The sequence below is a fragment of the Streptomyces sp. NBC_01669 genome, assembly GCF_026339735.1.
Lineage (GTDB): Bacteria > Actinomycetota > Actinomycetes > Streptomycetales > Streptomycetaceae > Streptomyces > Streptomyces yanii.
The window spans coordinates 1,579,619-1,593,531 of sequence record NZ_JAPEQG010000001.1; the positions used below are offsets into that span (position 1 = coordinate 1,579,619).

General features: G+C 67.4%; 8 protein-coding genes. 3 read left to right on the forward strand and 5 right to left on the reverse strand.

All coding sequences use genetic code 11. The features are described 5' to 3' along the window. Nucleotides 1-124: 124 nt before the first annotated feature. On the forward strand, nt 125-2,797 hold the full coding sequence (locus OG972_RS07065; protein ID WP_323135852.1) for a TIM-barrel domain-containing protein: 2,673 nt from the start codon (nt 125-127) through the stop codon (nt 2,795-2,797). 253 nt (nt 2,798-3,050) lie between these two features. Here OG972_RS07065 and OG972_RS07070 read toward each other — a convergent pair whose 3' ends face one another. From OG972_RS07070 to OG972_RS07085, 4 genes are all read right to left on the reverse strand, one after another. Then, nucleotides 3,051-3,818, reverse strand: a complete 768-nt coding sequence (locus OG972_RS07070) for an amino acid ABC transporter ATP-binding protein (RefSeq protein ID WP_323135853.1) — start codon at nt 3,816-3,818, stop codon at nt 3,051-3,053. 7 nt (nt 3,819-3,825) lie between these two features. Next, the gene (locus OG972_RS07075) at nt 3,826-4,614 is read right to left on the reverse strand and encodes an amino acid ABC transporter permease (RefSeq protein WP_266990318.1); all 789 of its coding nucleotides are present in this window, start codon (nt 4,612-4,614) and stop codon (nt 3,826-3,828) included. Nucleotides 4,615-4,664: 50 nt separating this feature from the next. Further along, nucleotides 4,665-5,495, reverse strand: a complete 831-nt coding sequence (locus tag OG972_RS07080; RefSeq protein WP_266979304.1) for an ABC transporter substrate-binding protein — start codon at nt 5,493-5,495, stop codon at nt 4,665-4,667. Between the two features lie 607 nt (nt 5,496-6,102). After that, nucleotides 6,103-8,133, reverse strand: a complete 2,031-nt coding sequence (locus OG972_RS07085; protein WP_266979306.1) for a hypothetical protein — start codon at nt 8,131-8,133, stop codon at nt 6,103-6,105. A gap of 130 nt (nt 8,134-8,263) precedes the next feature. On the opposite strand from OG972_RS07085, the gene OG972_RS07090 reads away from it, so the two are divergent. Then, on the forward strand, nt 8,264-8,503 hold the full coding sequence (locus tag OG972_RS07090; RefSeq protein ID WP_266979308.1) for a hypothetical protein: 240 nt from the start codon (nt 8,264-8,266) through the stop codon (nt 8,501-8,503). Between the two features lie 612 nt (nt 8,504-9,115). On the opposite strand, the gene ltrA is transcribed toward OG972_RS07090, so the two are convergent. Further along, nucleotides 9,116-10,483 (reverse strand): group II intron reverse transcriptase/maturase, encoded by a 1,368-nt coding sequence (gene ltrA / locus OG972_RS07095; RefSeq protein WP_266979310.1) that lies wholly within the window; start codon nt 10,481-10,483, stop codon nt 9,116-9,118. A gap of 715 nt (nt 10,484-11,198) precedes the next feature. Here ltrA and OG972_RS07100 point away from each other — a divergent pair. Next, complete coding sequence (locus OG972_RS07100) at nt 11,199-13,901, forward strand: tetratricopeptide repeat protein (RefSeq protein WP_266979312.1); 2,703 nt, start codon at nt 11,199-11,201, stop codon at nt 13,899-13,901. Nucleotides 13,902-13,913 lie beyond the last annotated feature (12 nt).

Consider the following 13,913-nt stretch of genomic DNA (forward strand, 5'->3'; position numbering starts at 1 on the left):
CCCCACCCCGGACCGTTGACATGCACCCGCATGAGGGTGAATCCTCGCGCGAGAAGTTGCGCGATCTCACGCATGTTCAAGCATTTGCAAACATCCAGTGCTTGGTTCGAAAGGGATGCATCCCGTGCGAAGACTTCAACACCGGTCCCGCTGGACCGCCCTGGCCACGACGGGGCTCGTCGCCGCCCTGGCCGCCGCCATGCTCAGCGCCCCGGCCGAGTCAGCCCACGCGGCCACCCCCGCGAGCGCCGTGCTCGACGAGGCCCACAAGAGCGTCACCTGGCAGAGCCCCGTCTACCCCAAGGGGACGGTCGGCGGCCCCAAGGAGTGTCCGCCCGCCGCCGACGACCCGGACAACAAGGTCTGCGACCGCTTCGACCTCACCGTGTCGACGCCCGAGGGCTACTGGGACGACAACCCGGAGGGCGGGGTGCCGATCTCCATCGAGTGGCAGAAGCCCGCCGAGGACTTCGACATGTACATCTACGACTCCGTCGGCAAGCAGGTCGCCTCCAGCGCGGGCACGGCCGACCCCGAGGCCACGGTGATCCCCCGGGCCGAGGGGACGTACCACGTGATCGTCGTGCCGTACGACGTCACCGACAACTCCTTCACCGGCACGGCGTACCTGCCGGAGACGACCGACTCGGGAAACCTGACTTCCTTCGACGGGGGCGACGGCAGCTACTCCATCGAGGCGGGAGAACTCAAGGCGAAGGTCGACTTCCTGACCGATGGTCAACTACGCCTCCAGGCCACGCCGTCCGGGGAGTTCACCGACCCGGCCGGGGCGGCGATCATCCGCAGGCAACCCACCCTGCAGAAGCACACCAGCACCTTCGACAAGGGCGACTACTACGGGATCCGCTCTCCCGACGCCGTGCTCCGCGTCTACAAGAAGCCGCTGCGCTTCGGCCTCTACAAGGCCGACAACCGGACCCGGATCTGGCAGGAGGACAAGCCCCTGCGCTGGTCCACCGGAGGAATGCGGCAGAGTCTGGAACGCGGCGCCGACGAGCAGTTCTTCGGTGGCGGCGAGCAGAACGGCAGCTTCTCGCACCGCGACAAGACGGTGTACGTCGCCAACAACACCAACTGGAACGAGGGCGGTTACAACAACTCCCAGCCCTTCTACCTCTCCAGCGCGGGCTACGGCGTCTACCGCAACACCTTCGCACCCGGCGTCTACCACTTCGGCTCCCCGGTCCAGACGGGCCAGCAGGAACGACGCCTCGACGCGTACTACTTCATCGGGGATGCGAAGAAGGTGATCGGCAAGTACACCGCCCTGGTCGGCAAGCCCTTCATGCCGCCGGTCTACGGCCTCGAACCCGGTGACGCCGACTGCTACCTGCACAACGCCAACCAGGGCGAGCGCCACACCCTGGACGCACTGAAGGTCGCCGACAGCTACACGCAGAACCAGATGCCACTGGGCTGGATGCTCGTCAACGACGGCTACGGCTGCGGTTACGAGAACCTGCCGGAGACGGCCAAAGGCCTCCAGGACCACAACGCCCAGCTGGGCCTGTGGACCCAGAACGGCCTCGACAAGCTCGCCGACCAGGTGAAGGCCGGCCAGCGGGTCGCGAAGCTGGACGTCGCCTGGGTCGGCCAGGGATACGGCATGGCGCTCGACGCCTGCGACAAGGCCAAGTCCGGCATCGAGGAGAACAGCGACGCCCGCGGATTCGTCTGGCTGCCCGTCTCCTGGGCGGGCGCGCAGCGCTGCGGTGTCCTGTGGAGTGGCGACCAGTCCCTGTCGTGGGACTTCGTCCGCTGGCAGATCCCGACGTACGCCGGCGCCACCATGTCCGGCATCGCCTACAACACCGGTGACGTCGGCAGCATCTACCGCCACGACGCCAAGATGTACGCCCGCGACCTCCAGGCCAAGTCGTTCCTCCCGGCCCTGATGACGATGGACGGCTGGGCGACGGACCTGACGACCAAGAAGAAGATCAACCAACAGCCGTGGGTGGACGGCGAACCGTACACCTCCATCAACCGCAAGTACCTCCAGCTGCGGGAGCGCCTGCTGCCGTACCTCTACACCCTGTCCGCCGAGGCCGCGAAGACCGGCGTGGGCTCGGTCCGCCCGCTGTGGCTGGAGTACCCGGACGACCCCGAGACCCTGGGCGCGAACGCCAAGTACGAGTACCTGGCGGGCTCCGACTTCCTGGTCGCTCCGGTCTACGAGGACTCCGACACCCGTGACGGCATCTACCTGCCCAAGGGCACCTGGACCGACTACTGGACGGGGAAGACGTACGAGGGCCCGACCACGGTCAACGGCTACCACGCCCCGATCGACACCCTGCCCCTGTTCGTCAAGGGCGGCTCCATCGTGCCGATGTGGCCGAAGGGCACGACGTCCTGGCAGAACCGGGACCGGAGCGAGCTGGACTACGACCTGTACCCGCAGGGCACGAGCACGTACACCCTGTACGAGGACGACGGCGTGACCCGGAAGTTCGCCGAGGGCTCCTCGGCCACACAACGCGTACGCGTGCAGGCACCCGCCAACGGAGGGGCGAGCACCACCATCAAGGTCGGTGCGAGCATCGGAAGTTACGAGGGGAAGCCGGCCACGCGGACGTACCGATTCACCGTGCACGGCAAGGACGCACCGTCGCAGGTGGTCACGAACGGAGGCCGCCTCCAGCGACTGAACTCCGCGACGGCGCTCGCCTCTGCCGAGTCCGGCTGGTACACGGACCCGGCGACCGGGGTCACGGAGATCAAGACGCCGTCCGTCTCCACGGGCCACGGCTTCACGGTCGAGCTGCAGAAGTAGCGAGAAGCAATCACCGGACAATGTCAGGGGCCGTCTCCGGACGGTCCCTGACACGCGTCCGGAGCCAGGGACTCTTGACGTGTCCGTGAGCCGGGGCTCTCGTACGGCAGGCCCGCTGTCCACCGCGAGGCAACCCGCAATCAATGCCGCTCGCCGTTGTCCGGCGCGGCCGCAGTCCCGCCTGCCGCGGCTCACCCCGTGTCCGTGACGAGGCGGTAAGTCGCGGCTCGAGCAGCGGACCCGTACGGATGTGTCAGGCCTCGGGCTGCACAGCGTTCGGGTGCAGCACCCGGGCGAGGAAGGCCTGTGTCCTGGGGTGCTCCGGCCGGGCCAGTACATCCTCCGGGGCGCCCTCCTCCACCACTCGGCCGCCGTCCATGAAGACCACGCGGTCGGCGACGTCACGGGCGAAGCCCATCTCGTGGGTGACGACCATCATCGTCATGCCTTCGTCGGCCAGGGTGCGCATGACCCCCAGTACGTCGCCCACCAGTTCGGGGTCGAGCGCGCTGGTCGGCTCGTCGAAGAGCATCAGCCCGGGCCCCATCGACAGGGCCCGCGCGATGGCCACACGCTGCTGCTGGCCGCCGGAGAGCTGGGAGGGGAAGCTGTCCTCGCGGTCGGCCAGTCCGACTTTGGCGAGGTTCTCTCGGGCGATGCGGCCGGCTTCCTCCCTGCCGCGTCCGAGAACCCGACGCTGAGCGATCGTCAGGTTGTCCAGCACGTTCAGATGAGGGAAGAGGTTGAACTGCTGGAAGACCATGCCGATGCGTCGGCGCATCGCGTCCAGATCGATGTCTGGATCGGTCATGTCGACACCGCCGACGGTGACCGTGCCGCTGGTCGGCTCCTCGAGCAGATTCACACAGCGCAGCAGGGTCGACTTCCCCGACCCCGAGGGTCCGACGACGCATACAACCTCGCCGGGCGCGACCGTGAAGTCGATACCGCGCAGCACTTCGACGTCGCCGAACGACTTGTGCAGCCCCTGGATCTCGATCGCCGCAGTCATGTCCGCCATCCCGTGATCACCTCGCCTGTGCATGTCGGGCCTCGAGGCGCCGTACGAGATAGCCGAGCGGGACAGTGACCAGGAGGTAGCACAGGCCCGCGACGAAAATGGGGGTGGTGTTGGCCGTCGTACTGGCCAAGTCGCGCCCGAACTTGGTGAGTTCACGCTGCTGAAGTGTGACACCCAGGAAGAGCACCAGCGAGGAGTCCTTGAAGAGCAGGACCATTTCGTTGGTGAGCGGCGGCACGATGATCCGGAAGGCCTGAGGAATCACGATCGACCGCATCGCGGTGGCGTGCGACATGCCCAGCGTGCGCGCCGCCTCCAATTGGCCGCGCGGTACGGCCTGGATGCCCGCCCGGATGGTCTCCGCCATGTACGCAGCGGAGACCAGACCGAGGGCGCAGGCGACCTGCCCGTAGGTCTCCCCGGGGAAGACAATCCCCGGGAAGGCCAGTGGGACACCCACCCCGACGAAGATGAAGATCAGCAGGGCGGGCAGACCGCGGAAGAACTCGATGTACGCCATCGCGAGCCAGCGATACGGCGCAACGGACGACAGCCGCATCAGGGCCACCACGAGGCCCAGTACGAGTCCGACGCCGAAGCCGGTCAGCGTGTACACCACGGTGTTCAGCAACGCGACCGTGATGAGTTCGGGGAAGAGCCGCTGGGCGACCGACAGGTCCAGAAACTGCTCCTGGAGCTGCTGCCAGTCGGCGAGCGCGCCCACGACCACCACGGCGACCACGAAGACGGCGTACTGCACCCCGCGGGAGATCCGGCGACGGCGGCGTGGCGACATCCGGGGCCGCCCAGCCGTCTCCTCCCGGTCCTTACCGGTGATCAGGGTGGTCACTGGGCGTCGACACCCTTCGGCATGGGCCCGATCCACTGCTCATACAGCTTCTTGTACGTGCCGTCGGACTTCGCGTCCTTGATGGCCTGGTCGATCGCCGCGAGAAGCTTGGGGTTGCCATCCTTGCGGACCGCGAAGCCGTACTGCTCACCTGTGTCGAGATTGCCCACGATCTCGAACTTGGCCGAGTTGGCCGGGTCCTTGAGCCAGTTCTGCACGACCGGGTAGTCCTGCACGATGACATCGACCTGGCCGGTGCGCAGTCCGTTGAGCTCGGCATCGGAGCTCTCGAAGGACTGCGGGTCGGCACCGTGCGCATGGGCGAAGTCCTCGCCGGTGGTGGAGGACTGGGAACCGAGCTTGAGCTTCTGCTTGGTGATGTCCTCGACAGTCGCCGCCTTGACGCCCTTGCGGGCCAACAGGGCCTGGGTGGCGTCGAAGTACGGGACGGAGAAGTCCAGATTCTGCTTGCGCTCGTCGGTGATCGTCATGCCGGCGGCGGCCACGTCACAGACACTGGCATTGAGGTCGGCACCGGTCTTGATCGTCTCGAACGACTTGTCCACGACGACCTGCTTCACACCCAGGTCCTCGGCGACCAGATCGATCATCGAGACATCGAAACCGACCACCTTTCCATCCTTCTCGGACTGGAAGGGTGCGTACGGCAAGTGCGTACAGGTGGTTATCTGGCCGGACTTGATCAGCTTTGCACCTTTGACGGTCGCGCCATCACCGCTGCTGCTACAGGCACTGAGCGGGAGAGCAAGCGCGACGGCCGCGCACATCGCGGCGATCCGGCGGGAGGGCAGGCGGGACGAGCTCATGAGAGTTCCCCTTGTGCACGAAGGACGGACTCGCGGACAGTGGTGAGGACGGACTCGCGGATCGACGCCGAACCGCGATCAAGGTCCGCACAGAATGTCGGAGCACTGACCGAAAGTCCACCCTGCCGTGGTGGTCCGGGACTTCGTCCCGCTTCACTCCGGGCTGCTCACCCCCGGGGGCTGCCGCGCGGGACTTCAGCTCCCTGGGTTGCCGAGGGGGGATCAAGGGAGCAGCGAGGCTGCCCGTGTCGGCGAGCAAGGACACTGATCACCCATGCCGGTCGCGGGCCATCGGCCGAGCCAAGTCACTCACCGCGGCAATCAGACCACCCGGCAACTGGTCCAGATCCAGCGCGTGCTGGTGAATGACGATGCGTGCGTGCCGCACATGATGGGCGGCATGCGGGGCGTTGCCCTTCCGTGCATATACACACGGGTGACAGCTGGGCAGCCGGTCGAGCACATGGCTCGCAAAGAACCGGGGCACGAGTTGTTTCGTTGCGGAGCCGTTCAGCAGCGGGGAAGCGCGCGCCGGAGCGCCGACCTGGTCTTGCTGAAGTCCAAGTCCGGCCGAAACGCCCGACGCCGCCTTCCCCCAGCTGTCCCGTCAGTCCCCCGTCGGCGCCGTGGGCCGCTTCCGGTCATGGGCCTCCAGTGCTGCGCGGGCCCCGTGGACCACCTCGCCGTGACGACCTTGGGCCTGCTCCAGCGCCAGGTCGATCGCCAGCCTCACCCGGGGAGCCTCCCCGTAGGCATACGCAATGCCGGAGGTCTTCTGCCGGTTGCTCACCGTGATCAGCGTCCGGGCCGTCCCCTCATGATGTTCATGGTGGAGCCACTTGCCGTAGGCCCACTCCCGTCGGCCGGCCACACCCGCGAAGAGGACGCGCTTGTCAGTGACGGCGATCTCGCCCACCCACGTGTTCTCCATATGGCTCATGCCCTGTCGCGTGCGGACCTCCACCAGCGACGCTGACGCGATCAGGAGCACGCGCTCGTCCCGCTTGCGCGCACCCCAGCGGAAGTCCGCCGCGCTGTACTCCGTACCCCGTAGTTGACGTACGAAGTCGTGGTCGGCCGCGAGCCTGTCCCGGATTCGCTGCCAGTCGGCCAGTTCGCGCTCGTATGCCTGCTGAGCACTTCGGAGCGCTTCCCGGCGACGGCGCGCATCGGCCTCCTGACGTGCCGCGCGGACACGGGCCGCACGCTGCTCGGCGGCTATCCGTGCGTTCTCCCGCCGGCGGGCCCACCACGCGATGACCGCTCTGCGCCGCCGCCACAGCAGAAGCCCGCCGAGAACCAGGACCAGCACGACGCCGACCGTCCACAGCAGGGCGTTGCGGATCCGTGCGGTGGTCCAGTCGTCCGAGACGTGGAGGGTGAGATCCGTGCGGTTGACGTTGCCGTGGGCGTCGGTAAGCCGGGCGATCAGCCTGTGGTTACCGGGCGCCGCGTGCCAGCGGAAGGTCCGGCGCTCCGCACCCAGGGTGACGGTCCGCTTCTCGCCCGCGCCGGACAGCGCCAGGCGGGCGCCCCGCTCGCCGGTCACGGTGAGGACTACGTCGCCGTACTTGGCACGTTCGGCGTCGTACACAAGCTTCAGTGCTGGTGGAATGGTGTCCACGGTGAAGGTGCCGGAGCTCCCGGTGCCCGCGCGTCCGAAGGCGTCATTCAGGTTCACCAGCACACGGTGGGAACCGTCGTCGACCGAAATGGACACATCGGCGCGCCCGTCGCTGTCGAGCCGCACGGACTCGGACTCGCCTTCGGTGGAAACGATGCCTGCCGCACCGGGCGGTCCAGTGACCTCGACCTGCGTCGTTCCTCCGCCGACCGGAGACTGGACGCGCACCTGGGGCCGGAGCTTGTCCAGCGACACGGTGGCGGCGGCCTCTGTACGTGTCTGGTTGCCCACCTCGTCCCGCACCAGCGCAGTGAGTCGGTACGAACCGTTGGGGAGCCAGAGCGAGTCCCGCACCATGCCGTCGTCACCGACCGTGCCGCTGAGCTGTTCCTTGCGGCCCTCGACACTCACTTCGTACCGTGCGCCCGCTTCGGCTTCGAAGGAAACCTGGACCGCACCCGTCACCGCGTCGGCCGCAGTCACGACCGGCTTGCCCGCCTCGGGCCGGCTCGCGTCGACGGTTACGGAGAACTCCTCGCTCGCCTCGCTCGCATTGTCGGCCGAATCGACGGCCACGACGGAGTAGGTGTGGTCACCGTCCTTCGCTTTGAAGGTGACTGTCTGCGCTGAGCCGGTGGCCGTGGCTCTGCTCACGACCGAGTCCTCGGCGTCCCGCACCTCGATCCGCGATCCCTTCTCGGCGGTCACGATGACAGTGACGCGGCCACCGGTCACGGCCTTCGCGCTCTTGGTCCTCGGCCGGTCCGGCGCCTCGATGTCGGCGGCTTCTTCGGCTCCGGAGCCGGAGCTCGGCAGAGAGCTGTAGCCACAGTAGGTGAAGTACCCAAGGTCCCCACAGATGTAGGACCCGGTGTCGGACGGACAGGAGTGCCAGCGGTGGCACCCGTCCCGGTGCGCGGCCGCGGGCGGCGCACCAACCCAGAGGGCGGCCGACGCGATGAGTAGCGCGAGAACGACATTAAGGGCACGACGAAGGCAGGTACGTATCTGCACGTGGCTGGTCCCCCCAGCTCAGCGACGGCTCAATGCACGCCGGATGCGGGATGGTGTCAGACAATGTGAAGAAATTGCAAGTTACTTGTGGAGAAGGCCGGCTGGCTGATCCGGGCATGCCGGCGGCGGCGTGAGACGGTCCTACCCACGCGGCTGGCACGAGGCAAAGCCGCAGGACCATCAGGGCGAACTCGGTCTGGACACGAATGAATTGTTCACCTTCATCGGTGAGACCCAGATCGACGAATCGAGCGACCTCGCCGACACCTACTGCCGCTGTGACCCGAACGACGCGCAGCGCGGTTTCGCCCGGACAAGGGCCTCCAGTCCTCCCACAACCGCAGCGCCCGCCGCGCCGCATGGCGGATGATCCGCCGCGAGGAGGGCGTGGACGACGCGACCTGATGGCCGGGGGTCTGTACGCACGCGTGGGACCCGCCGCAGGTGGTGCGCGGCAGGTCCCACGGGGTTGCGAACGGCTCAGGCCGACCGGTCCACGGCCATCCCAACGAGCCCGGCCCACGCGTGGGGGGCGACGATCAGGACCGGTCCGGCAGGAACTTCGAATCCCGGATGTGTACGACTCCAGTGGCGTTGGCCACCTCCACGCCCTGAGAGGCCCTGCGACACCAGGTGTTCCTCACCGACACCCCGTACTCCGGCGGCGGTTCCGCACAGTTCCTGGAGGCCCGCCACCGCGGGCATGCCACCGTCGAAGACCACGCCGCACTGCCCCGTCCCGCCGGCTGACCGGCGAACCCCTGCCCGCCCACGACCCGAAGGACCCCGGAGAACCCGACCATCGCGCCGGGACCTCACCATGCCCGAACTGAGAAAACACCTCGGCCAGCAGACAGTTCATAAACCCGACGCCTCAACACACCAACCGTAGGGTCGGGGGCTGGCGCGGTGGCGTAGTACGTACGCTCCGTTTCCAGCCCCCGCCACATCGAACCGTGCATACGGTTCTCCCGCACACGGCTCACCGACGCCGTTCACCACCGGCATTCGGCCTGCCCCGCCAGTCCCGGAAGGGCCTGGGTGCAACAACGGTCCCGTGCAAGGCGATCAGGCCCAGGGAATCCTGAGCGGCGGAGGAAACCACCGCCCACCCGAACTTCCTGGTGCGCCGATGCTTCTTGGCGAGGAATCCGCCTATCCGCATCCGCGCATACGAACCGATCTGGTCAAAGAAATGAGCCGAGTTCCCGAACCGGAAATACGCGGCCCATCCGCGAAGGAACGTGTTCACGTCCTCCACGATCACCTTGACCGGCAGCAGCAGTCTGCGCCGTTCCGTGAGTTCACGGATCCGGTCGCGGGCATGCTGCATGGCCTTGCCCGCGGGCCAGCGGGCGAGGAAGGTCACAGGGCGTTTCCCGTCGCGGGACCGGGATGCCACCAAACGGTGGTGGAAGCCGAGGAAGTCGAATCCCTCGCCTGCCACCTCCAGGTGAACGATCCGAGTCTTGGCTGCCTTCGGTTCCAGACCGAGGTCAGCCAGCAGGCGTGTCAGCCGTTCCAAAGCGGCTTCGGCCTGCTCGCGGGTCGCGCACATCACCACCGCATCGTCGGCATAGCGGACCAGCACCCCGTGCTGCCGTGTCTCCCACGCCCGATCGATCCGGTGCAGAAAGACATTAGCCAGGAGCGGGGAGACAACCCCGCCCTGAGGAGTACCGGTGACCGGCCGGCGGACCTGACCGCCTTCCATGACTCCCGCCCGCAGCATCGCGCGCAAGAGCTTCAGGACAGACTGGTCACAGACGCGTTCCTCGACCGCCTGCATCAACTTCTCGTGGTCAATCGCCTCAAAGCAGTTGGCGATGTCCGTCTCAACGACCCATCGCCGTCCCCGCCAGGACTCATCGATCAAGACCTGGAGGGCATCGTGCGCACCGCGCCTGGGCCTGAACCCGAAGGAACACGGCAGCATGTCGGCTTCGAAGACCGGCTCGAGCACGATCTTCAGTGCGGCCTGCACGATGCGGTCGCGGACCGCAGGAATCGACAAGGGCCTTTGCTCCGCCGTGCCGGGCTTGGGAATGAACACCCGGCGCGCCGGGAGCGGCCGCCACCTGCCGTCCTTCAATTCCGCGGCCAATTCATCAAGAAGCCGGGCGACCCCGTACTCCTCGACCTGCCCGAGATCGACCGCGTCGATGCCCGGAGCGCCGTTGTTACGACGCACCATTGACCACGCACGCGCCAGGACATCCCTGCGGTGGACCTTGTCCCCCAGCGCGTGGAACCGCCGTCCGGGATCGGCCTTGGCCGCCCGGTAGAGCGCATGCTGCAGGGCACGGACCGGATCCGAGGGAGAACGTCCCCCGACGGCGGGACTAGCCACACGGGCACTCACCGGGCCCCTCCACTTCAGCAGTACGCATCGACGAAGCAGCGGCCCTTCCCTCACCGGCGGTTGTGTTGTCCGTCCGGCTCAAGCAGTACTACGGCCGCCTCCGACGCCCACCCGGCCCGCTTCCCCTTCCCGGGGTTCACCCGGTTATAGGTCGCGATGCTTCCGACAGCACTCTTGCCGCAGGCTGCCGGGCCAGGGAGGGCCTCCCCAGTTCCCGCCGTCACCGTCGAAACGTTCCATGTCCCATACGCCGGGGAGTCCTTCGCGGCTGCCCTTCCAGGATCTTCACCGCTTCCATGGCCTTCACCCTGATTTCGGGGGCTCGGCTCTCCCTGTCCCCACCCTCACGGGCGGGCCTCTAACGACGCCGCAGACTTCGCGTGATGCTACGGACCGCTTCTTCGCTCCCCCTTCGCAGGGCTTTCGACGCTGGACTTCGACGCCGGGCGTTTCCCCCCGACGCCGCCAGCCTGCTACCGGGCCTCCTGGCAGCTACCCGGACCGGACTCACACCGGCAGGCGACGACGAGCTTACGAACCACGATCAACCACCTACATGGCCAACCTCCAGATTCTGCTGGGCGTACGAAACAGCGAGGTTAGATAGGCGTGAGCGATCAAGTGTAATTGATCTTCGCGTCGCCCCTACTGGTCGACGCCTTCGTCGCCATGGCATCATCGGGCCACGCCAACCTTGTGGGGGATGAGCATGGCGGAGCAGACCAGTTCGCGACGCAACACAATTCTCCTGGCAGGGACGGCTTTCGGTGCCGCTGCTCTGAGCGCGACCGGCGACCTCATTTTCAACGTCTTCGCTGAGCCCACGGCCAGGGTGATGTCCATCGGTGCCACCTTCGCGGCTGGCTCCCTCGTGGCCTATCAGGTGGTCAAGGCCCGGCAGGAGGAGTCCGTACGTGTGGTGGCGTCGGACCGGACCCGGCCGCATCAACTGGGCAGGGTGGAGCCCTTGGTAGGGCGCGAAACCCTCCTGGGCGGATTACTGACGTTACTTAGCGATGTGCCCACTCCGACCCGTGGTTCTCTGCCGGTAGGCGTCACGGAGAGCCAGGCGAAGATCGTCGTCGTGCACGGCGCGGCGGGCGTGGGGAAGACCACACTCGCCCTCAACGCGGCACACCGAGTGAAGGACTCTTATCCCGACGGCCAGCTCTACGTCAACCTCCAGGGCGACGGCCACACCCCCAAGCCCAGTAGCGAGGCGCTGGAGCACCTCCTGCTCAGCCTCGATGTCGCCCGCGACGATCTGCCGGCGAATGTCGACGGCCGGGCCGCCCTCCTCCGCAGCCTCACCAACGACCAGCGGCTACTGATCGTGTTGGACAACGCCCACCACACCGAACAGGTACGGCCACTCCTGCCAGTGGGCGCGGGATGCTCAGTCCTGATCACCAGCCGGAAGCCGCTCTCCGGTGTCGCCTTGCGTGAGTCCCTGCCGGTCTCGCTGCCGGACGAGAGCGAGGCGTTGGACGTGCTGGCCCACTACGCCGGCCGCGAGCGCATCACCAGTGACCCCGCAGTCGCCCTGCAGATCACCCGCTTCTGCGGCAGGCTCCCGCTGGCCCTGCGCATCGTCGGTTCGAAGCTGGCACAACGGCCTGACCTAAGCCTGAGCCGCATGCGGGCGCGGCTGGAGGACGAGAAGCTCCGCCTGAGGGAACTCGTCTTCGAGGACGACAGTCTGCACGCATGCCTGATGCTCACCTACCGGGACCTTGAGGAGGCCACCCGAGCGGCGTTCGGTCTGATCGCCCGGCTGCCGGTCGGAAGGCTCAACGACTGGCACTTCGAGCACGTTGGCACCACCCGTAGGGCGGCGTTCGCGACATGCGACGAGCTGATCGAGGTCAGTCTGATGGAGGCCCAGGGGAACGAGGAGGCGGGTACCAGCTATCGCGTCCACGATCTGGTCCGTGTCTTCGCAGCCGAGCAGTATGAACTGCTGCCGCCAGAGGAGCGGCGGCAGCACGAGGTCCGCTTGGTGAAGGCATACCGTGAGGCCGCGGTCAGCCTGGCCTCGCAGCGTGCGCCGGAACTCGGTGCGGAAGTGCCCGCCGAGAGGATCAACGATCTGCGCCGGGAGTCGGCCGCCAGCTGGGTATCCGCTGAGCAGGAACGGCTCCTCTGGGCCATCGGCCGCGCCAGAAGCCTCGACATGAACCCCGTGGCAGCCGAGATCGGAGAAGCGCTGTCCTACTTCCTCGACGACATCAACATCCCCCCCGGCTCTGCGGACTGGCTGTTCGATGCGGCGCCGACCGAGACGCGGCCTCGCGTGATCGCCAGCCTGCGCCGTGCCCGCGCTTCGGCGGCCGTGGCCGAAGGTGCGCCGGACACCGCGCTGACGCTACTTGACCGCAACGAACCGGACGACAGCGCCGACCCGGTCGGGAGGGCCCGGGACGAGATGGTCGTCGCCCACGGGTACGCGGCGAAGAGGGACTTCCGGGTAGCCCTGGACCACATGACCACGGCTGCGGAGCAGCTGCGTACTTCCGACGACCCGTGGCACCTCCTCAACTCGCTTGAGAAACTGGGCGAGTTCCAGAGGTGGCGCGGCAGTCCCGAGCTGGCGGAGCAGAGCCAGAGGGAGGCCCTTCGGCTGGCCGAACGCACCGGTGATCTCAGGGCCCAGGCCCGTCTACGGCGCACCCTGGCGGAAACCCTCGGATATCTGCGCCGCCCGGAGGAGGCGGCTCCCCTGCTGGAGTCCGCCATTCACGACTTCCGGGTGCTCAACGACCGCAGGTGGGAAGGCGCCAGCCTCTACGCTCTCGGCAAGATCTACCGCCTACTTGGCCGACGCCAGGACGCCCGAGAGCGCTACGACCGGGCTGAGGAGATCTTCGGGCCGATGGGTGAGAGGCACTGGGTGGGACGCGTCACCAACGCCCGGATCCGCGTCCTGGCCGGCATGGGACGCCTCGACGAGGCCGCGGCCACGGCCAGGACCGCCCTGAGCCTCTTCGAGCAGGTCGGCGACGAGATGTGGCAGGCGCACACGCAACGGGACATCGGATGGCTCCACATCAAGACCGGTCAGCCAGAGGCAGCCGTCGAACCGCTCACCCACGCCATCGAAGTGACTGAGCGAGCGGGAGACGCCTATGCCGGCTCCATGGCCCGGCATCTCCGCGGCGTCGCCTATCGGGAACTCGGCCGGTACCCGGAGGCACACGCCGACCTTGAAACGGCACTCGACATCTACCGGTCCGGCTCCTACGAGTGGAACGAGGCGGCTGTCACCCACGACGTGGTCCGCGTGCTCCGTGCCGAGGGGAAGATGACGGAGGCCGACAGCCTGGAAGAGACCTCCGCTGCCACCAACCCGATCTTCGTCCGCATGCGTGGGCGCGACGGGGCCGAGGCCGTACCTGACGAGGACTGACCGAAGCAGCCG

Excerpts from the sequence above, each read along its gene's own strand:
- OG972_RS07075 (WP_266990318.1), bottom strand. The coding sequence starts at position 4,614 with ATGTCGCCACGCCGCCGTCGCCGGATCTCCCGCGGGGTGCAGTACGCC.
- OG972_RS07100 (WP_266979312.1), top strand. The coding sequence starts at position 11,199 with ATGAGCATGGCGGAGCAGACCAGTTCGCGACGCAACACAATTCTCCTG.
- OG972_RS07080 (WP_266979304.1), bottom strand. The coding sequence starts at position 5,495 with ATGAGCTCGTCCCGCCTGCCCTCCCGCCGGATCGCCGCGATGTGCGCG.
- OG972_RS07070 (WP_323135853.1), bottom strand. The coding sequence starts at position 3,818 with ATGGCGGACATGACTGCGGCGATCGAGATCCAGGGGCTGCACAAGTCG.